Origin of the sequence: Pseudomonas duriflava (genome assembly GCF_007830155.1) — a bacterium.
In the GTDB taxonomy this organism is placed as follows: Bacteria; Pseudomonadota; Gammaproteobacteria; order Pseudomonadales; family Pseudomonadaceae; genus Chryseomonas; species Chryseomonas duriflava.
In genome coordinates this window covers 1-19,782 of the sequence record NZ_VLKY01000020.1, presented here as the reverse complement: position 1 = coordinate 19,782, position 19,782 = coordinate 1, and the positions used below count along the sequence as shown (strand labels likewise).

At 54.0% G+C, this 19,782-nt stretch carries 21 protein-coding genes and 2 pseudogenes; 13 read left to right on the top strand and 10 right to left on the bottom strand.

The annotated features are described in order from the left end of the window. The first annotated feature begins 118 nt into the window (after window positions 1-118). Window positions 119-1,000 (top strand): LysR family transcriptional regulator, encoded by an 882-nt coding sequence (locus tag IQ22_RS20255; RefSeq protein WP_145145406.1) that lies wholly within the window; start codon window positions 119-121, stop codon window positions 998-1,000. Window positions 1,001-1,050: 50 nt separating this feature from the next. Here IQ22_RS20255 and IQ22_RS20250 read toward each other — a convergent pair whose 3' ends face one another. Genes IQ22_RS20250 through IQ22_RS20235 form a run of 4 tightly spaced genes read right to left on the bottom strand, consistent with a single transcriptional unit; the run spans window position 1,051 to window position 3,626 of the window. Continuing rightward, window positions 1,051-1,452: a DoxX family protein gene (locus tag IQ22_RS20250; RefSeq protein WP_145145404.1), complete on the bottom strand. Its 402-nt coding sequence runs from the start codon at window positions 1,450-1,452 to the stop codon at window positions 1,051-1,053. A 16-nt stretch (window positions 1,453-1,468) separates the two neighbouring features. Continuing rightward, the gene (locus tag IQ22_RS20245) at window positions 1,469-2,140 is read right to left on the bottom strand and encodes an alpha/beta hydrolase (RefSeq protein WP_145145402.1); all 672 of its coding nucleotides are present in this window, start codon (window positions 2,138-2,140) and stop codon (window positions 1,469-1,471) included. Between the two features lie 2 nt (window positions 2,141-2,142). Then, window positions 2,143-2,976: a DODA-type extradiol aromatic ring-opening family dioxygenase gene (locus IQ22_RS20240; protein WP_145145400.1), complete on the bottom strand. Its 834-nt coding sequence runs from the start codon at window positions 2,974-2,976 to the stop codon at window positions 2,143-2,145. A gap of 20 nt (window positions 2,977-2,996) precedes the next feature. After that, window positions 2,997-3,626 (bottom strand): NADPH-dependent F420 reductase, encoded by a 630-nt coding sequence (locus tag IQ22_RS20235; protein ID WP_145145398.1) that lies wholly within the window; start codon window positions 3,624-3,626, stop codon window positions 2,997-2,999. A gap of 108 nt (window positions 3,627-3,734) precedes the next feature. On the opposite strand from IQ22_RS20235, the gene IQ22_RS20230 reads away from it, so the two are divergent. Further along, window positions 3,735-4,634 (top strand): LysR family transcriptional regulator, encoded by a 900-nt coding sequence (locus IQ22_RS20230; protein WP_145145396.1) that lies wholly within the window; start codon window positions 3,735-3,737, stop codon window positions 4,632-4,634. 105 nt (window positions 4,635-4,739) lie between these two features. Here the strand turns inward: IQ22_RS20230 and IQ22_RS23665 are convergent. From IQ22_RS23665 to IQ22_RS20205, 5 genes and pseudogenes are all read right to left on the bottom strand, one after another. After that, window positions 4,740-5,001 (bottom strand): annotated as a pseudogene (locus IQ22_RS23665) (alpha/beta fold hydrolase); the annotation flags it as partial. A gap of 49 nt (window positions 5,002-5,050) precedes the next feature. After that, complete coding sequence (locus tag IQ22_RS20220) at window positions 5,051-5,845, bottom strand: SDR family NAD(P)-dependent oxidoreductase (RefSeq protein WP_145145394.1); 795 nt, start codon at window positions 5,843-5,845, stop codon at window positions 5,051-5,053. Window positions 5,846-5,922: 77 nt separating this feature from the next. Further along, a complete protein-coding gene (locus IQ22_RS20215) occupies window positions 5,923-6,537 on the bottom strand; it encodes a nitroreductase family protein (protein ID WP_145145392.1) in 615 nt (204 codons plus the stop codon). 81 nt (window positions 6,538-6,618) lie between these two features. Further along, window positions 6,619-6,972 carry a putative quinol monooxygenase gene (locus tag IQ22_RS20210; RefSeq protein WP_167654196.1) on the bottom strand — a complete coding sequence of 118 codons (354 nt, stop codon included), beginning with the start codon at window positions 6,970-6,972 and terminating at the stop codon, window positions 6,619-6,621. Window positions 6,973-7,041: 69 nt separating this feature from the next. Further along, a complete protein-coding gene (locus IQ22_RS20205; RefSeq protein WP_145145388.1) occupies window positions 7,042-7,239 on the bottom strand; it encodes a tautomerase family protein in 198 nt (65 codons plus the stop codon). A gap of 219 nt (window positions 7,240-7,458) precedes the next feature. Here IQ22_RS20205 and IQ22_RS20200 point away from each other — a divergent pair, with 219 nt between their 5' ends. The 3 genes from IQ22_RS20200 to IQ22_RS20190 all read left to right on the top strand — a co-directional run bounded on the left by IQ22_RS20200 (window position 7,459) and on the right by IQ22_RS20190 (window position 10,225). Continuing rightward, window positions 7,459-8,361: a LysR family transcriptional regulator gene (locus tag IQ22_RS20200; RefSeq protein ID WP_145145386.1), complete on the top strand. Its 903-nt coding sequence runs from the start codon at window positions 7,459-7,461 to the stop codon at window positions 8,359-8,361. A gap of 39 nt (window positions 8,362-8,400) precedes the next feature. Next, window positions 8,401-9,771, top strand: coding sequence for an MFS transporter (locus IQ22_RS20195; protein ID WP_145145385.1), 1,371 nt, complete (start codon window positions 8,401-8,403; stop codon window positions 9,769-9,771). Between the two features lie 73 nt (window positions 9,772-9,844). Beyond that, window positions 9,845-10,225 (top strand): cupin domain-containing protein, encoded by a 381-nt coding sequence (locus IQ22_RS20190; RefSeq protein WP_145145382.1) that lies wholly within the window; start codon window positions 9,845-9,847, stop codon window positions 10,223-10,225. A 58-nt stretch (window positions 10,226-10,283) separates the two neighbouring features. On the opposite strand, the gene IQ22_RS20185 is transcribed toward IQ22_RS20190, so the two are convergent. After that, a complete protein-coding gene (locus tag IQ22_RS20185; protein WP_145145380.1) occupies window positions 10,284-11,183 on the bottom strand; it encodes a LysR family transcriptional regulator in 900 nt (299 codons plus the stop codon). A gap of 144 nt (window positions 11,184-11,327) precedes the next feature. Between IQ22_RS20185 and salA the strand changes: the two genes are divergently transcribed. The 8 genes and pseudogenes from salA (at window position 11,328) to IQ22_RS20150 (ending at window position 19,345) form a co-directional block, all read left to right on the top strand. Continuing rightward, window positions 11,328-12,611, top strand: coding sequence for a salicylate 1-monooxygenase (salA, locus tag IQ22_RS20180; RefSeq protein ID WP_145145378.1), 1,284 nt, complete (start codon window positions 11,328-11,330; stop codon window positions 12,609-12,611). A 60-nt stretch (window positions 12,612-12,671) separates the two neighbouring features. Next, on the top strand, window positions 12,672-13,610 hold the full coding sequence (gene catA / locus IQ22_RS20175) for a catechol 1,2-dioxygenase (protein ID WP_145145376.1): 939 nt from the start codon (window positions 12,672-12,674) through the stop codon (window positions 13,608-13,610). A 45-nt stretch (window positions 13,611-13,655) separates the two neighbouring features. Continuing rightward, entirely contained in the window at window positions 13,656-14,804 is a 1,149-nt protein-coding gene (locus IQ22_RS20170; RefSeq protein ID WP_145145374.1) for an NAD(P)-dependent alcohol dehydrogenase, read from the top strand. A gap of 28 nt (window positions 14,805-14,832) precedes the next feature. Beyond that, a complete protein-coding gene (locus IQ22_RS20165; RefSeq protein WP_145145372.1) occupies window positions 14,833-16,284 on the top strand; it encodes an aldehyde dehydrogenase in 1,452 nt (483 codons plus the stop codon). Between the two features lie 309 nt (window positions 16,285-16,593). Continuing rightward, the gene (locus IQ22_RS20160) at window positions 16,594-16,962 is read left to right on the top strand and encodes a hypothetical protein (protein WP_145145370.1); all 369 of its coding nucleotides are present in this window, start codon (window positions 16,594-16,596) and stop codon (window positions 16,960-16,962) included. Continuing rightward, complete coding sequence (locus tag IQ22_RS23660; protein ID WP_244309316.1) at window positions 16,943-17,269, top strand: SUMF1/EgtB/PvdO family nonheme iron enzyme; 327 nt, start codon at window positions 16,943-16,945, stop codon at window positions 17,267-17,269. The genes IQ22_RS20160 and IQ22_RS23660 overlap by 20 nt, the downstream gene beginning before the upstream one ends. Continuing rightward, window positions 17,194-17,637, top strand: a pseudogene (locus tag IQ22_RS23655) (SUMF1/EgtB/PvdO family nonheme iron enzyme). The gene IQ22_RS23660 and the pseudogene IQ22_RS23655 overlap by 76 nt, the downstream one beginning before the upstream one ends. A 370-nt stretch (window positions 17,638-18,007) precedes the next feature. After that, window positions 18,008-19,345 carry an MFS transporter gene (locus IQ22_RS20150; RefSeq protein WP_145145368.1) on the top strand — a complete coding sequence of 446 codons (1,338 nt, stop codon included), beginning with the start codon at window positions 18,008-18,010 and terminating at the stop codon, window positions 19,343-19,345. Window positions 19,346-19,782 lie beyond the last annotated feature (437 nt).

Genomic DNA, 19,782 nt, shown 5'->3' with positions numbered 1-19,782 from the left:
GCATCAGTGCGCTACCTGCGTGCTTCTCTAGTAGACCGACTATAGGAGGATAGCTGCGGAAGAAAAACAGGATACAGTTCCTAACATTCAGGAATTAAATTCTAAAATGGTGAATTGTATGGATCACTTTGGCGCATTGGGCACTTTCATGCTCGCCGCGCAGACCCGTAGTTTTACCGAAGCAGGGCGGCGCCTCGGGCTGTCTGCTTCAGCAGTCGGCAAGGCGGTGGCTCGGCTGGAAGCGGACCTAGGGGTGCGTTTGTTTCATCGTTCCACCCGTGCGATCACGCTGACCGCCGAGGGTGGCTTGTTCCTTGAGCGCTGTAATCGAATCTTCGCGGAATATGAGGTCGCGAGAAACGAGTTGACTCTTGCGGCGGGCAAGCCGCAGGGTAAGCTGCGAGTCGGGCTACCACAGTTAGGGATGAAACTCATGCCCCATCTGATTGCCTTTCAGCAGGCCTACCCTGAAGTAGAGCTCGAGCTTGAGTTTAGCGATCGGTTGGTGAACGTGATTGAGGAGGGGTTCGATGCGGTGATGCGCATCGGTGAGGTCGAAGATTCTAGGTTAGTAATGCGCAAACTCAACGGTTACAGCCACCGGCTGGTAGGCTCACCAGATTATTTTGCTATCCGAGGAGTGCCTACCCACCCAAGTGAGCTGGGCACTCATTCATGCCTTCGTTATCGCTATCCGAGCAGCGGCAAGCTTGATTCATGGCCATTGATCAGTGGCACTGAAGGGGCAGTATCTGATGTTCCCCGCTCGGCCACTGCCAATGCCATCGAGCCCTTGCTGGCAATGGCCGAAGCGGGGCAGGGCATTGCCTGCCTGCCTGACTTTTTCGTGGAAGAAGCAGTGGCCGCGGGGAGACTGGTATCTGTACTTGAAGAGCATGTGCGTGACTACCGCACCTTTAGTATTTTGTGGCCCTGGAGTCGCCAGCCTTTACCCAAGATCAAGGCGTTCGTAGAGTTCATGGCCGCTCGGCTCGGCTGAGCCGAGCGGCCCCAATACGTCCCCTAAAGGGGACGTATTTATTGATGTTATCAGATGCGGCTGGAACGTTTTGCTGCCAACACGCCATCGCCTAGCAGTGCCACAACCAGCGCAGTGATTGACAGGTAGATCGGGTATTCCCAACCACCGTTGGCATTGGTGAAACTCCAGCCGTTACCAAAGTGCACGGTCGCAGCAACGAAGAGTTGCACCACAGCTACTGCCGCTACCCAGCGTGCATATATACCGAATATCAACAGCAACCCGCCAAAGACTTCAAATGCTATGACCGGAAAAGCCAGAAAGCCGGGAAAGCCAACAGATTCAAAAAAACCAGCAGTGCCTGCAGGCGTAAATACCAGTAACTTTGTCAAGCCGTGTGCCAAAAACATAATGCCCAGTGCGACTCGCATGATAAAGGCGGCATAAGGGGCAGTGCGTGAATCGATCATGGCATGAATCCTATTATCAATTAGTAAGTGACAGTGTTTTTGTTAGCCATTGCGAAAAGTCAGCCAGTTCTTCAGCGACCATTTCGTGGGCCATGTCGTAGAAATGTGTTTCGTGTGCAACACCAATCCGATCTAGCCAGGCATCAGCTTCCTTAGCCCAATCGATTGGCAAAACGTCGTCACGCTGACCGTGAGCGATGAATGCTGAAGTCGATTGCAGCCGTTCCGTAGAGGCAATTTGCGGCTCGATTTCGCGGAGCATGCGCCCACTCAACAAAGCAAAACCCTTGACCAGCTCTGGCTCGGTGAGCCCAAGGCTAGAGCTCATGATGCCGCCCTGGCTGAAGCCTGCGATTACGGTCGGCAGCTTGGACTGGGCGTTGATAAAGCTCTGCAGCAGTTTACGGCTAGCTTCGGCTTGCACGTAATTGAACGATGGGCCGTTGTTGGTGAAGGTGACTTGATACCAGGCGAAGCCTTGCGGACCGACCTGCAAGGGGCCACGCAGCAGCAGTATCTCCAGATCTTCCGGTAGCGAGGCGGCGAGGGAGATCAGATTGGCCTCGTTTGAACCAATGCCATGTAACAGCATCAGACGCGCCTTCGGCGTCGACGTGTTACAGGTCTTACGGAAGAAAATCCCGGATTCTGGCTCGCGAGCTGGTTCGGAAAAAGCGATGCTAGCCATGATCAATTACCGCCTTGTGCAGTTGCAGTCGAGCCGAGTAGATGAGCATCGTTCGAAGAAAATAGATAGCTGTCCATGGCCAGCACGCCATAGGTTATGCCACCTTCCAGAACTCGTGTTTCATACTGTTCACCGGCAGCGCCAAGCGCGATAAATAATGGCAGGAAATGCTCGTCCGTTGGATGGGCGCGCTCCGCCGAAGGTGCGTATTGCTTGTAGTCTAGCAGTTGCTCCAGATTGCCTAACGCCAAGGTCTTGGCGGTCCAGGCGGCAAACTCCTTGACATACTGGGCGCCATGGGACGTAGCACCACGAAACTCGTACAGGTTATGGGTCAAGCTGCCAGAGGCCACAATCAGGACATTCATATCCCGTAGCGGCTTAAGTGCCTGACCCAATTTCCAGGCTGAGTGAGTATCGAGCGATGAGGGCATCGATACCTGTACTACTGGAATATCGGCTTCAGGTGCTAGATACAGCAGCGGTACCCAAGCACCGTGATCCAGACCACGACTGGCGTTTAGGCTCGACTTCCAGCCGGCTGCATGAAGCATGTCGACGATCTGCGCTGCCAGTGCCGGGGCGCCGGGCGCCGGGTATTGAATCTGGTATAAGGCGTCTGGAAAACCGCCAAAGTCGTGAATAGTGCTGGGTGCGGTGCTTGCCGTAACGCTAACCTCGCCACGGGTCATCCAGTGCGGTGACAGGATGACAATCGAGTCGGGTCGCGGCAGTTCGCGACCGAGCTCGGCCAGATGTTTACCAGCCAGACCGGGCTCGATTGCAAACATGGGAGCACCATGAGACACAAACAGCAGAGGGAACGATTTGTTCATGGTGAATACTCCGAATTGAATTACTTGTTCAGCCAGACCGGTGCGACCAAAGTACCTAGGCCCGCACCGTAACCAAGATAGATATTGAGGCCTGCCAGTGGCTCCAGATAACGTGCATTGACCAGATCGCCAGCATCAATGGTGTTCCAGCCAAGGCTTTGCGCCAGCGAAACCGCAGTCTGCTTAGCATGTTCACTGTCACCGGCAACAAATACGCTACCGCGCTGGTTATCCGCAAACAGCGGGCCATCAGCCAACACCTGAGCAAATAAGGTGTTGAATGCCTTGACGACATGAGCTGCCGGTACTGCCTTGGATATTTCTTCCGCAGCGCTGGTTACATGGCCAATGGTAAGCGACATGTAGTCGGCGCTTAGGGGGTTGGTAATGTCAATGACGACCTTGCCGGTCAGGTCACCCAAGCTCTGCAAGGCAGGAACAGCGTCCAGGTAAGCCGTCGCGACGATGACCACATCACTGTCGCCTAGGGCATCCGCAGCAGCATAGGCGCTGACGTTAGCAAGCGATTCGGCCAGAGTATTAGCTTTTGCCATGTTCCGACCGGTAATGCGTACGGTATGGCCAGCTGCATCCAGTTGTTTTGCAAACGCCGAACCCATGTTACCGGTACCGATTACTGTAATTTTCATAGCTACCTCGTTTGATTGGTTTGCGTTTCGATGGGCTCAGTTTATAGATTTGAAAAATGAGATAAATAAAGGTAAATAAGATTAATAGTTCCACTAACCGAGACAGTCATGGATCGTGCTCTAGAAATGCAGGTGTTTTGCACAGTGGTCGATAAGGGCACTTTCGTCAGCGCAGCGCAGGCACTAGAGATGTCCAAGGCAGCTATTTCGCGCTACGTCAGCGGACTGGAAGAGCGACTAGGTGCACGGCTACTGCACCGAACCACACGCCGCTTGTCGCTAACAGACGAAGGGCGGCAGTTCTATCATCAAGCCAAGGATGTACTGGCAATGATGGATGCCGCGGAGGAGGCGGTATCATCTGCGGCTCCTGAGCCCACCGGGGTGCTACGGGTCAATGCGCCGGTTAGTTTTGGCGTTCTGCACTTGGGTCCTATCTGGGCCGATTTCATGACGGCATTTCCCAAGATAGAGCTGGACATTAGCCTTAATGATCGGCTAGTGGACCTTGTGGAGGAAGGGTTCGATGCAGCCGTCCGCATCGCGCGAATGGAAAACTCTTCTCTGGTTGGACGCCGCCTGGCCAGTACGCGAATGTGTCTATGTGCATCACCAGAGTATCTGAAGCAACATCCCCCCGTGACAACATTGGCAGACCTTACGGAACATGGCGTGGTGGCTTATACCAACTTCTCCAGTGGCAATGACTGGTCGTTTGAAGGTCCCAATGGGGTACAGAGCGTACGCACGCGTTCGGTCGTTCGCTGTAATAACGGCGATACCTGCCGCAGTATCACGCTAGCAGGAGGAGGGATTTCCTTGCAGCCTAGCTTTATGGTGGCTGAAGACTTGCGCACCGGAGCGCTAGTGGAGATTCTGCCTGAGTTTCGCTCGATCGAACTGGGGGTCTATATCGTCTATCCCTCACGTAAACATTTGCCACCGAAGGTAAGGGCGTTGGTTAACTTTCTGTCTGAGCGATTTGCACGTCCCAGTTGGGGGCAGTGATGTGGATACTGGAAAAAGCCCGACCGAGGAAGGAGCGAAACAGTCGGCCGGGCAAGAGTTTATGGAACTGTTGGATTCGTAGCGTTCCCTGATCGGTGAATGCGCTCAGGCATTATCGAGAAAACGGCTCAGGTCGACGGCAAATTTCTGGATTCTTGAACGCCAAAAAGTGATCGCCTTTCTATGGATGTAGGCATGGATTGCACGATGACCGAGTTCATCCAGTGCTGGCTACTGTACTCATCGGTAAAGATAAAGGTCGGTACATCAATCTTGGTAAAATGACATCTCGCCAGTTATTGGTGGCGTGATCGAAAAGCACCTGCGCAGCATACGCCATATCGTCCTCGACTACGGCCTGAGCCAGGATTCCCTTGAGAAAAGGTCGGGGCGGCGGGCTACGCTACCCCGACACATCAGACGATGTCGTCAACCACGCCACCGTCGACCCGCAGCGAGGCGCCGGTAGTGGCGCTGGCCTGAGGCGAGCAGACATAGACGATCAGGTTGGCCACCTCTTCGGTGGTCGCCGCACGCTGAATGATTGAGGTAGGGCGGTGCTCCTTGATGAAATCTACCACTACAGCCTCTAATGACTTGCCGGTACGTTCGACCTCGGCCTGCATCATTCTGGACACGCCGTCAGACAAAGTCGGCCCCGGCAGTACACTGTTGACGGTCACGCCGCTGCCCGCAACCCGCTTGGCTAGGCCGCGGGCCAGACCCAGTTGAGCAGTCTTCGAGACGCCGTAATGAATCATGTCGGCAGGGATATTGCGTGCCGACTCGGAGGCGACGAATACGACCCGTCCCCAACCTTTTTCTATCATGGCCGGCAACAGCGCACGACTCAGGCGCACGCCGGACATTACGTTAGTATCCCAGTATTGGTCCCAAACCTCGTCGTTGGTTTCGAAAAAGTCCTGGGTGCTATAAATGCCAGCGTTGTTGACCAAGACGTCGATCTCACCTGCACTGCTGACCAAGGCTGCTGCGCCTTGTGCGCTGCCCAGATCAGCAGCGATGCCAGAGATCGAAGCACCTGGTAATTCTGTCTGCAGGCGCACAACTGCGTCATTGACGGATTTGTCGCTGCGGCCATTGATAATGACCATTGCACCGGTCTTAGCGAGGCCTTTGGCAATGGAATAGCCAATACCGCCGGTTGAGGCGGTAACTAGCGCACGTTTACCGCTCAAATCGATTTTCATTATGACTCCTTCAAGAACGTATGTAGAAGGTTCGAGCCCTATTCAGACTAGCCGTTCCTTCCAGACCTGAGCTGTGATCAAACGAACTCAAGTATGTCTTGAACAGCCTTACGCGGCTTCTGCGGCCAGTTGACTGAGCCAGCGTAGCCGATGGTAACCATCATCACAGGGACTTCATCCGCCGACAGGCCGAAGGCTTCTGCCACTGCGCCTTGGTCAAAGCCAATCATTGGAGTCGAGACCAGGCCTTGTCCTGCCGCAGCCAGCATCAACGTCATGGCGGCCAGTGAACCGGAGCGGATAGCTTCGTCACGTTGCAGCACTGGGTTTTCACTGTACATGCCGTGCGCCGCACCAACCCAGCTATCGTAGGTGAGCTGGTCGAGAATGCCAGCGTCGACAGAGGGTTTGAGCGAGGCAGGTAGGGTTTCATGGGGCTTCAAAGTGCCGCAGACGATAAAGGTGACCGCTGCATCCACAACCTTCTGCTGGCCATATGCCAAAGGCAACAGGCGCTCCTTGGCCGCCTGGCTACGCACGGCCACGAACCGCCAGTTCTGCAGGTTGAACGCTGACGGGGCGTGAGTGGCCAGCTCGATCAGTTCAACGATCTGCTTATCCGATAATGTACGTTCCGGGTCATAGCTGTTGGCGGAAATTCGGGTTTTGATGGTTTCGGCAATGGCAGACATAGCTATCTCTTGAAAAACAGGTGAAGAGCTGACTTCGGCACAGCCCGATGAGTAGATTCGGGTCTGCGCACGTTGCAGCTATTAGCGGCTGAAGCCGTCGAACGGCGTCATGTACACGGCACCGAACGGGTCCAGGCGTTTGCGGATTTCTGCGTCGGGCGTGCCATAAACGGTCAGGCTGGTGATAGTGCACAGTTCAAGGAAACGCTTGCCGAAAGGGGCAAAGGTATTGTCGACATGGCTCACTATGGCATCGGCCTTGTAGCGCTCCAGAATGTGCACCGTACTGTTGTCTTCATTGACACTGTACTCGTAGACCAGAGTGTCAGGCTCGCTTTGTGTGGCAGGAACGATCTGAGCAATTAAGGCTTTGAACTCTGCGAATTTCTCAGGTTTTACCGCAAGGGTGAACAAGCAGGAAATATAGGGATGCATAAGAAGGTCTCCTTTGATGATGCCGTCAGCAGACGAGCGGGATGATGCATCAGCTGATGCACAGATAAATCAGGGCTTGTCGGGTGCGCTACCGAATAGCTTGCCAGCACCTGCCCAGTCGGCTGGCGCGATGTCTTCAAAAATGACATAGATATAATTTGCATCAGTACCGGTGTTCTTGACGATGCTTTCGGTGATTTCTTTAGCAACGGCTTCTTTAGCGGCGTGCTCTTTACCTTCGAACCAGCTGACACGTACTACAGGCATGGAATATTCCTCTTTGATAAAGGTTTAAAAGGGTAGAGAAGTCCGTAGCCTTTTCGCTCGGTTTCTCGCTTGCTAGGTGAACAAAGCACTGCGTAGTGAGTTGCCCTATAAAAGTGGGGCCCCTTTCGAGAATAATTCATGCTAGTGTAGAAATCTTAATCGATAAACAGCCTATAGTTCTCATATGGGTAGACTTAATATCTACAGTAGCCTGTCATCATGCTTCCCACTGATACCTTGCAAGGTGTTTTAACCTTCGTCGTAGCTGCACGAGCTCACAGTTTCACCGAAGCTGCCGAGCGCCTTGGTATTTCCAAATCAGCCGTCGGCAAATCCATTGCGCGACTGGAAGAGCGTCTGGGCACGCAGCTTTTTCACCGTTCAACTCGTCGCATCAGTCTTACCGCCGACGGCGAGGCCTATTTCTCGGCTTGTTCGGCAGGCCTCGAAGAGATCAGCGCTGCCGAACGAGGACTCGGTCCAGGAGATCACGAGCCGTCCGGGCGATTACGGGTTGATATGCCAGTGGCCTTTGGTCGTCGTATGGGGGCGCCGCTGTTGTTCCAGATCGCTCATAAATACCCAGCGTTGCAACTCAACATTACCTTTTCGGATCACTTGGTCGATCCGATCGAAGAGGGCATTGACCTGCTGGTGCGCTTTGGGGAACTCAAGGACACCAGTGGTCTGGTAGCACGTCTGCTGACCCGCCAACGTTGGGTGATCTGTGCGTCTCCTAGTTACCTGGCTCGGGCCGGGGAGCCGCAAAACCTCACGGATCTAGCCCACCATCATTGCATTGTCGGGCATAGACGAGGTCAGCCATTGAGCTGGCGAGTAAACCTTGAGGGCGAAACGGTGCGGTATGCGCCGCCCTCGACCCATCAGATCGGCGACGGTGAGGTCATGATTACAGCTGCTGTAGCTGGAATAGGGTTGTGCCAGATGCCACGTAGCCTGCTCGAGGAGGACATCAATGCCGGTAGGCTGGTAGAGGTATTGCAGGGCTTTGAACCAGAGGCGGTGGATGTGCATGCAGTGTGGCCGAAGGTTTCGCACTTAAGACCCAAGGTCCGCTATGTGGTCGATGAGCTAGTCAAGCTTTGCCAGCACTGCTCATGATAGGCATGAATCCTACTAAACATTTTTCGTGAATCCCCGATGGTCAAGAACAGTCCTTCACTTCCTGCCATTCTAGTGGCTACCTGCATGGGATTTCTTGTAGTGCAGCTAGACGTAAGCGTTGTCAATGTTGGCCTTGCGGCGCTCAAGACAGCCTTCAATACCGATCTGACCGGCCTTGAATGGGTGGTCAATAGTTACGCCCTGGTTTTTTCCGCGTTGTTAATACTAGGCGGTGCCTTTGGTGACAAGTTCGGCGCCAAGTCTACCTTTGCTACAGGATTTGCAGTGTTCACCGCAGCCTCGGTCGGATGCGGCTTGGCAAACGACATGACGACCCTGATCACCATGCGTGCCGTTCAAGGGGCGGGTGCTGCTCTATTGGTCCCGACATCCCTGACTCTTATTCGTTTATCCTTTCAAGATTCGGATAGACGCAAGTCGGCTGTCGCCATGTGGGGCGCCTGCGGTGGGATTGCCTTGGCCGCGGGGCCAGTCCTTGGCGGCTTGCTTATCCAATATTTGGGGTGGCGCAGTGTCTTTTTGATCAACGTCCCGCTTGGGCTACTTGCTATCGGTCTGATTATGCGCTTCGCGCCGGCCTCGCCCCGCGTCGACAAGAAATTTGATGTGGCAGGGCAGATCTGCATCGTGATATGCCTGGCAACCCTAACCTTTGCATTGACCGAATCGGGTGCTCAGGGCTGGAATATACAGACGTTGTCAGCGATTACCGTAGCGATCATTTGTGCCGGGCTATTTATGGGGATCGAGCGTCGAGTCAAGGATCCAATGTTGCCACCAAGGCTGGCAACTAATAGGGTGTTAATGACTATGTCGCTGGCGGGCGCGGTGATCAATTTCACCTTTTTTGGCACGGTATTCGTCTTCAGTATTTATTTCCAGAACATTCTTCACTACGACGCCTTTACCACTGGCCTGTCATTCATTCCATTGACGGCAGTGCTGACGATTTCAACCATGGTGTCCTCACGAATAGCACGACGTGTAAGCGCTCTACACATCATCACCACGGGGTTCAGCCTACAGATCATGGGCTTCGTGGCGCTTTCCCAGATGAACCTGCACAGCTCCTCCCCGTGGCTGCTTAATGCCGCACTCATGTTAGTTGGTATCGGTAGCGCCAGTTCAGTACCGTCGATCACTAATTCCATGTTGTCTTCCGTGAGCCAGCATGATGCAGGTATTGCTTCCGGGTTCATGGCATCGGCCAGGCAATTAGGTGGGGTGGTGGGGGTCGCGATCTTTGGTGCCCTGATTGGACATGCCGATCCGGCAGCATTTGCCAAAGGTATGTCCGAGGCAATGCTGCTCGCGGTGCTGGCACTACTGCTCAGTATTAGTGTGAATCTCTTTGCAGCAAAGCAAGCATTTGTCGCAACGCAATAAAGAGCAGGTTTGCAGCTAATAGCCTGAGCCTTATCGTCAGGGACTTGTATTTACCGACTGGAGAAACACTGAGATGACTAAACACAGCTGTGCATGTGCTCCGTACGCTGAGACCTTGGTCCAGAGTGAGGAGTCCTGGAATGGTAAAAGGTATGAAAAATATCCAGAGGGCGTTCCGCAACTGACCGTAGTACGCATGACCATTCCAGCACATACGTCACTGCCATGGCATACTCATCCGATGCCAAATGCTGCCTATATCCTTTCTGGGCAGATGACTGTGGAGGAGCTTGCCACCGGGCGCTCTAGAACCATCAAGGCTGGGGAAGCGTTCCCAGAGTCGGTGAATGATACTCACCGGGGCACCACTGGTGACGAAGAGACCATTGTTATTGTCACGTACGCCTCGGTTGCTGGACTGCCGTTGAGTGTGCAAACGGCCGATAACGTTTAAGCAACAGCTCAACCGATAAAACAGGCTGCGCAAGTGTTGCTGGTGCAGCCGCTGGCCACTAATCGCTGAACAGCTCGAACATCAAGTTGCGAAACCAGATATTAGCCGGATCACGATTGAATCGCATGTGCCAGAACATGTTGATGGCTATTTCGGGCAGAGGCAACGGCAATGCTACGGTAGTCAACCCGAACGGACCAACGCAGCTCTGGGCGAAGCGTTCGGGTACAGTAGCGATCAGGTCAGTGTTTTGCAGTATATGGCCTACAGCAACGAAGTGTGGGACTTCTAGCCGAATATCACGTACAAGCCCGGCGCGCTGCATGTATGTGTCTATTTCTCCATGCCCTGTGCTGGCGGCCACTATCCTTACATGGCCATATTGGCAAAAAAGTGCTTGAGTCATGGCACTGCGAGTAATCGGATGCCCTTTGCGGCAAAGGCAAACGTAGCGATGATGGAACAGCCGTCGCTGATAGAATCCTGCCTGCAGGTCTGGAAGCAGGCCTACTGCAAGGTCAACATCGCCGTTGGCTAGCCCCTCAGATAAGCTAGCATGACTGCGCAAGGTACTGACCGAAATACCTGGAGCTGAGACCAGTAACCGCTTGATCAGCCGCGGCATGAAATAGATCTCGCCGATGTCGGTCATTGCCACCGTAAAGCGTTTTTGCGCTGTGGCGGGATCAAAGTGGTCGTGTCGGTTAAGGGCACTATGCAATGTGGTAATTGCATGAGACACCGGTTCGGCCAGCTGGACTGCATAGGGTGTTGGGTCCATGCCTAGCGAAGTGCGCACGAACAGGTCATCAGCAAGTGCGTTGCGCAGGCGTTTTAGTGCATTACTTACTGCCGGTTGTGCCATTCCTAGGTTCTCAGCCGCTTTGGACACACTCCGGTCGATCAGTAACTGGTGAAAGATCACAAGCAAATTTAAATCTAGCTCGCGTAAATGCATGGGAGTTCTCTCAGGTTATAGGACAAGACCACACATAGGTTTATTCATGCTGGTAATAGTGTCTATAGAGTTAAGGCCATTTATCAACTAGTCATGAATAGTCATCATCGGCGGTATTCCAAAAACAACATATAAGGTTTACCCATGAGCAGCCCTTATTCCAAACTGCAAGTCGGTATTGTGGGCGGAGGTATCGCTGGTGTCGCGCTGGCGCTTGATCTATGCCGTCATTCTCATCTTGATGTTCAATTGTTCGAGGCTGCGCCTGCATTCGGCGAGGTTGGTGCAGGTGTTTCCTTTGGTGCCAACGCGGTACGGGCTATCGAAGGGCTTGGACTAGGTAAGCCCTACGAACTCATTGCCGACCGTACTGCGGCGCCATGGCAAGACATTTGGTTCGAGTGGCGCCGGGGTATAGACTCTAGTTATCTAGGCGCCAGTGTAGCCAAAGGCGTAGGTCAATCATCTGTTCATCGTGCCGACTTTCTGGACGCGCTGGCCACACGCTTGCCCAGGGGCGTTGCTAGCTTCGACAAACGTGCCATCCGTGTAGAAGAACAAGGCGAGCGTGTCCGTGTCCACTTTGCGGATGGCACTGTGCATGAATGCGACTTATTGATCGCAGCCGACGGTATCAAATCTAATATTCGTGACTATGTGCTTGAAGGGCAAGGACAACCCCTGGCTGCCCCCCGATTCAGCGGTACTTGTGCCTACCGCGGGATGATCGACAGCGAGCAGCTTCGTGCGGCGTACCAGGCCGCTGGCATCGACGAACACCTGATTAACGTTCCTCAAATGTTCCTCGGCCTCGATGCTCACATCCTGACTTTCCCAGTAAAGCAGGGCAGGCTGATCAATGTGGTCGCTTTCATTTCGGATCGTAGTGTTCCAGATCCTGTATGGCCACAGGGTGCACCGTGGGTGAGAAACACCTCACAGGCCGAGATGCTCGAGGCTTTTGCGCATTGGGGCGATGCGGTACGTGTCCTGCTCCAATGTATTCCTGCTCCGACGCTTTGGGCGCTTCACTATCTGGACGAGCTGCCCTGCTATGTACATGGCCGCGTAGGGCTTATCGGCGACGCCGCGCACGCCATGCTCCCCCACCAGGGAGCCGGCGCAGGCCAAGGTCTCGAAGATGCCTGGCTGTTGGCTCAACTGCTGGCTGATCCCAGAGTGAGCCAGGCCAGCCCAACAGATGTCCTTAAGGTATATGACGAGATTCGCCGCCCGCGGGCTTGTCGAGTGCAGCGGACCTCATACGAGGCCGGAGAACTTTACGAGTATCGAGACCAGCAGGTTGGGAGCGATGAAGCGCTGCTCTCAAGCACCTTAGCTAGTCGTTTCGACTGGCTGTGGAACCACGATATGACTGCCGACCTAGCCAACGCCCACACTCGGCTCGGCTGGACCGAAACCGCTTAAGTCGGATTTCACAACAGCCCGGTGCTGTTGCGTGCAACTAACAATAAAAAGGGTTTACTCATGAACGTGACAATTACAAATTCTTTGGAAGTTCAAGAGTTACTGCGTGATGCAGCAGGTTATAACAGCGAGCAGGGCAACCCACGACACAAGCAGATCGTGCTGCGTATACTGCAAGAAACCGTAAAGCTCATCGAAGAGCTGGACATTAGTGACAATGAGTTCTGGGCCGGTGTTGAGTACATCAATCGGCTCGGCAAAAACAATGAGGCCGGATTGCTAGTGGCGGGGCTGGGCGTAGAACACTTTATGGATCTGCTGCATGAAGCCAAGCATGCCGTAGACGGCCACACAGGAGGCACACCGCGTACGATCGAAGGCCCGCTGTATGTTGCAGGTGCACCGCTGCGAGACGGCTATGACCGTATGGACGATGGCTGCGAGGACGGTATTGCTACTCCGATGTTTCTAGATGGTCGAATCCTTGACCTTGAAGGTCAACCCATAGCAGGCGCACTGGTAGACTTGTGGCAAGCTGATAGCAAGGGTAACTACTCCCATTTCGACCCTAGCCAGTCAGAATTCAACCTTCGTCGTCGGATCGTAACCGATGCAGAAGGTCGCTATCGCGTACGCAGTATCGTACCCTCCGGCTATGGCTGCAACCCCAGCGGCCCTACTCAGGAATGCCTGAACCAACTCGGCCGTCATGGCCAGCGACCAGCACATATCCATTTTTTTGTATCCGCCTCCGGATATGAGCATTTGACAACGCAGATTAATCTCTCAAACGACGCCTATCTGTGGGACGACTTCGCTTTCGCGACCCGTGACGGTTTGATTGGCGATGTACATTTTATCGAGGATTCCACTGCGGCAACAGAGCATGGCATCAATGGCCGCTTTGCAAAGATGACGTTCGATTTTCATCTGCGTCCGGCTGCCACTGATAAGGCACAGCATCGTAGCAATCGCCCACGTGCCTTGCAGGAGGCCTGATCAGCATTTCACTAAGTGCAGATCACCAATAAAGAGGATCATGGCATGTCCGTAACTGAACTTGGACCTATCGAAATCACCGCCGCTGTACTGCGCGAGGCTGGTGCCCCGTTGAGACTTGAGCGTGCCACCCTTGGTGCACCTCGCCCTGATGAAGTGCGTGTGCGTATCGTCGCAACGGGCGTTTGCCATACCGACATGGTCGTACGCGATCAGCTGTTTCCGACTCCTATGCCTATCGTCCTTGGCCATGAAGGCGCAGGGGTAGTGGAAGCGGTAGGAGCCTCGGTCACCACCATTGAGCCGGGCGACCATGTGGTGATGACCTACATGTCTTGTGGCCTTTGCCTGCCTTGCGAAACCGGTCATCCTGCGCATTGTTCACACATGCATCCACTCAACTTCGGTGGTAGTCGCCTAGACGGCAGTACCTCCACCTGTGGCTGTGAAGACAATACGCCCATCCATGATCACTTCTTTGGCCAGTCTTCGTTTTCGACTTATGTTGTGGCTAATGAGCGCAACGTGGTCAAGGTTCCCAAAAGTGCTCCCCTCGAGCTGCTAGGTCCTTTGGGGTGCGGCATTCAGACCGGCGCAGGTTCCGTACTCAAGGCCATGAAGGTCGAGGCCGGTGCCAGCTTCGTCGCATTCGGTGCCGGCGCGGTAGGGCTGGCGGCCGTGATGGCAGCGAAAGTCGCTGGAGCGACCACCATCATCGCGGTGGACGTCACGCCTAGTCGCTTGGCGTTGGCGTTAGAGCTTGGAGCTACTCATGTGATCAACAGCCGCGAGGAGGATCCCGTGCAACGTGTACGTGAGATTACCTCAGGTGGGGCGAATTACAGCCTCGAATGCTCGGGCCGCGCACAGGTGCTTCGCCAGGCCATCGACGCCATTACCACACTGGGTACCTGCGGCATAGTAGGTGCTACAAAGATGGGCACGGAGGCTGCTTTCAACATCAACGACGTCATGATTCCTGGCAAACGCATCATGGGCATTGTGCAGGGAGACGTGGTCGCCAATGCATTTATTCCGACCCTGGTCAATCTGTATCTGCAGGGCCGCTTTCCCTTTGACAAGCTGTGCCGCTTCTATTCGTTCGACCAGGTAAACGAAGCGATGGCCGACAGCGAAAGCGGTGTCACAATCAAGCCTATCTTGCGTATGCCCGTTTCGGCCGACCAGGCCTGATTTTTGCGATTCAATCAAAGGTATCAGCATGAATGTTCAACTGCTTATCGATAACGTCAAGCAACCTGCATCAAACGGCAAGACCTACCAACGTAATAACTCTTTGAGTGGCAAGACAGTCACCACCGGTGCTGCCGCGTCATTAGAGGATGCGTTGAAAATTGCTCAATCCTCACAGCAGGCTTTTAAAAAGTGGTCAAAGACTGGCCCGACTGAAAGGCGCCGCCTTTTGTTAGCGGCCGCCGATGTGCTCGAAAGCAAGATGTCGCAATTCTGCAGCGTGATGGCCGAGGAGATTGGCGCGTCACAACTCTGGGCTCAGTTCAATGTTGCTGGCTCAGCGAACCTACTGCGTGAAGCCGCCGGACTGACCAGCCAGATCAAAGGTGAAACCATTCCCACCGACAAACCCGGCACCTTGTCAATGACGCTTCGCCAGCCGGTAGGCACAGTGCTCAGTATCGTACCGTGGAACGGTCCGGTGCTACTCGGCGCTCGCGCTATCGCCTATCCACTGGCTTGCGGCAACACAGTGATCTTCAAAGGTTCAGAGAGCAGCCCGAGAACCCATGAGTTACTCGCCGAGGCCTTTATCGAGGCGGGCCTGCCAGCGGGAGTGCTGAATTTCCTGATCACCGCGCCAGAAGACGCGGCGGCAGTTACCGAAGTCCTGATCGCCCATGATACGGTGCGTCGCGTGAACTTCACCGGCTCGACTCACGTTGGCCGCATGATTGCGCAAACCAGTGCCAAGCACCTCAAGCGCTGCTTACTGGAATTAGGTGGTAAGGCGCCTTTCGTGGTGCTGGATGACGCTGATTTGGATGGCGCGGTCAACGCGGCGATTTTCGGTGCGTTCCTCTATCAAGGTCAGATCTGTATGTCGACCGAGCGCTTCGTTGTGGACGAGGCCATCGCCGATGCGTTTGTCGCCAAGTTTGCAGATCGTGTTCGCAAGCTGGAGCAGGGCAACCCCGTTGATGCTCCGTCGTGCGTCGTCGGGCCAGTGATTGCCCAAGGGTCCGTGCAGCGAATCAACCAACTGCTCGATGACGCCATTGGCAAAGGTGCTGAAATCGTTGCCGGTGGCTTGAGTGATCGGGCGTTGATGGCCCCGACGTTGGTCGATCGGGTGACACGCGAGATGTCTATCTATGACGAAGAAACTTTTGGTCCTGTGACCACCATTGTGCGTGTAAAGGGCGCCGAGCAAGCGCTCGAGGTTGCCAACGACACCGCTTATGGATTGTCTTCCGCCATTTTCAGCCGTGATGTCAGTCGTGCGTTGGATCTCGCCAGCCGTCTAGACGCCGGTTGTGTGCACATCAACGGCGCCACGGTACAAAACGAACCCCAGGCTCCCTACGGCGGTATGAAAAACAGTGGTTATGGCCGTTTTGACGGTAGCGCTGTGCTCGAAGAGTTCACTGAGGTGAAATGGGTAACAGTCGAACCTTCCGATCAGCCTTATCCGTTCTAACTCTCATAATGTCTGCATGCCTTTAACTACTTAATGGTTGCGACAATGAATAATAAAAAAGTCCGTAAGCCAGTCAGCTTTATCGCCAGATCATCGTTCACCCTGAGAGGGCTGCCTTGGTAGCCCTCCTCCTAGGCGTTCAGGCTATAAAAGAGGAAGTTCTTTGTATCTGATGGAGGCGGAGAACCACCTAACCGGGAGTGATGCAAAGAAGAACGGAAAATCATTGCCATCTCCCAAAAACCGATACAAAGGACGGTGCGGATAACCGGCTTTGAACCGCTTAAACAATAATAAGAAAGGCCTTATATGAAAACTGCTTCCAAGCCTATGCTGTACTCGTGCTCGCTCAGTCCTATATCTATAGCAGCTGCTCAGGATGCAAACCTGAAACTATCTCCCACTGCAACTATTGCGTGGATGGACAACCCGATATACCTAGCGAACAAGAAAGCTCAACGCCAGGATTTTTCGGATCGATCCATTACATTCCCCTGTCCATTACTGTTGGATATTCGTAAAGACCCTACGGCTGATCGGAATCCTAAGGTCGTCCAGCGCATGCTGGCGCACTGGCAGGAGTGTCAAGCCCACAACGGCATTGAATGGGATGAGCAGTTGGCTAAGAAAATCCGTTTCGGTAACGAGGTCAAGTACTATGAAACTGCCGACAAGTAGCCACCCTGACCTAGGCCGGCGCAGTGCCGTCTGGGTGAGGATCGAGCCTGGACGGTTTCTCATGGGATCAAGCGATCATTCTCCAGAGGAAGCCCCGGCTCGTTGGGAGCAGGTGGACGGCCTCTGGATTCAGGATGCGCCTGTAACCAATGCCATGTTTGCCGAATTCGTGGCTTGTACAGGCTACGTCATGCAGGCCGAACTCGCTCTGAGCCGGAGCACTACCCCGGTGTGGCACTGGCTCAATTGCAGCGTGCGTTACTGGCTTTCACTCCTCCTTCGGGTGCGTTGCAGTTGGATGATGTAAGCCGGTGGTGGTCATTAGTTCCTAGTGCTGACTGGCAGCATCCGCTCGGACCGGGGTCGGATCAGCAATGCATGGAGCACCATCCGGTCATGCATGTGGGCCTTGAGGATGCCAGGGCTTATGTGCAATGGGCAGGCTGTGACTTACCCACCGAGCAGGAGTGGGAATATGCATCGTGGGGTGGCCGCCAGGGCAGTGAGTTCGTATGGGGGCATTGATTGGTGCCTGATGGCAGACACATGGCCAATACCTGGCAGGGTAACTTTCCTATTAAGAGTCAGGAGACCGATGGTTATGGCCGCACTTCACCCGTAAGGGCTTTTCCTGCGAATGGTTATGGCTTGTTCGACATGATTGGTAATGTCTGAGAGTGGATGACCTCCGTCTTCCAGCCCACGCGCACCAGTTCTCACAAATCATGTTGCTTAAGCATTAATAACTCGTTAGAGATGAAGGTCACACCTGTGCGCCCCAACTACTGTCGGCGATACCGCGCCCCCGGCACGGTCACCTCAATCGACAAACACCACAAATTCTCATGTTAATTTCCGGTGTGTAAGGCGATGATGAATATTCAGGCTGGAAATACCAATTATTCGTTTTACGGCATGTAAGGCGCTTGTTGGCTTGGTCATGATGACATGGAGCGCACCTCAGACCGGCGGTCATTATCCTAACTGAGGGCGAAAAAGCGGGTATGCAACCCCGGCCATAACAATTACAAGAATGAGCGATGCCATGCGAACAATCGATGTTTCGGCCCTGATAGACGAGGCCCGCTTTAATACCTTTCATGCGCGTGTCCTGACCTGGTGCGCACTTATCATAATCTTCGACGGCTATGACTTGGTCATCTACGGCGTAGTGTTGCCGTCGTTAATGGCCGAATGGGGTCTCAGTGCATTGCAAGCGGGTGCGTTGGGTAGCTGTGCGCTGGTCGGGATGATGTTCGGCGCCTTGTTTTTCGGGTCGATTTCAGACCGAATCGGCCGCCGCAAGACCATTATGGTGTGCGTACTGCTGTTTAGCGGCGTCACAGCATTGAACGGCCTCGCATCCAGCCCTGAAGTCTTTGCGCTGTGTCGCTTCGTTGCGGGGCTTGGGATCGGTGGCGTGATGCCGAATGTCGTTGCTTTGATGAATGAGTACGCACCACGAAAATCCCGAAGCACCTTGGTTGCGATCATGTTCAGCGGGTATTCACTGGGTGGGATGTTATCCGCAGGTCTGGGTATGCTGTTCATCCCGCAATGGGGATGGCAGGCGGTGTTTTATGTCGCCTTGATACCGCTGCTGCTGCTCCCGCTGCTGATCCGGCAGTTACCGGAGTCAATGGACTATCTGTTGCGTAGCGGAAAAATCGAGCGAGCCAAATCCTTGCTGGCGCAAACGACGCCAACGTACCTGCCCGAAGCAAACGACCAGCTGGCCCACGCTGTTTCGCGAGGTTCAACCGCTTCGATCAGTGAGCTTTTTCGTGATGGCCGCCTAGTCAGTACCTTGGCTTTGTGGGTCGCGTTCTTCTGTTGTTTGTTGATGGTGTATGGATTGAGTTCGTGGCTGCCTAAGATCATGTATAGCGCAGGTTACGGCCTTAATTCGAGCCTGGCGTTTTTAATGGTCCTCAACTGTGGAGCCATTGTGGGCGCTATCGCAGGTGGCTGGCTCGGCGACCGTGTGGGCATCACAAGGGTCTTACTGTTGTTCTTTGCCTGCGGTGCGTTGTCTCTAAGCCTGCTGGCAATCAGGGCACCGTTAGCGGTGCTTTACCTGCTTATTGCCATTGCCGGGGCCTGCACCATCGGTACCCAGATTCTGGCGAATGCTTGCGCTGTGCAGTATTACCCGCCGCATGTACGCTCCACAGGGTTGGGGTGGGCGATGGGTATAGGCCGGACTGGGGCAATTATCGGACCAGTGCTTGGAGGCGTCTTGCACGGATCCAGCTTACCGTTGCAGACCAGTTTTCTGGTCTTTGCCGTACCCGGTGTCATTGGCGCAGCAGCGATCCTGGTATTTTTAAGACGCCGCAAGGTGCAGCAGTCCTTGCAGGTGAGCGCGCAAGCAACTTCCTAATGGCGGGCCTGTTAGCATCGCTAGGTCTTGCATTTGGTGTACAACGCCATTCAGCAATATTTGGAATTGTGATGTCTTTACTATCATTCAATTGCAACGCAGCGTTAATCATCCGGGAAATGCAGTAATAATCAGTCCTAAGCGTGCCCTGCTATGCATAATTCTACTTTTACTCTAACTAAACGTCTTGATTACTGGGCGGTGATAGCAAAGCGTGAACAGAGGTGCTGCTTAAGCGAGTTCCGGTGTCGTTATGCTGTCTGGTATAGCCTGTATCTTCTGGTAAAAGAGTTGAATCGAGGCAGATACTAGGCTTATCTAATCTGTTGTAGTAATACATGACTGAACAAGCCCCCTGAAACACCGGACACCGTTTTCCCCTTACCATAAGGGATAGGCAAACGGTCGTGTTTATGACTACCAACAAAGACAGACAT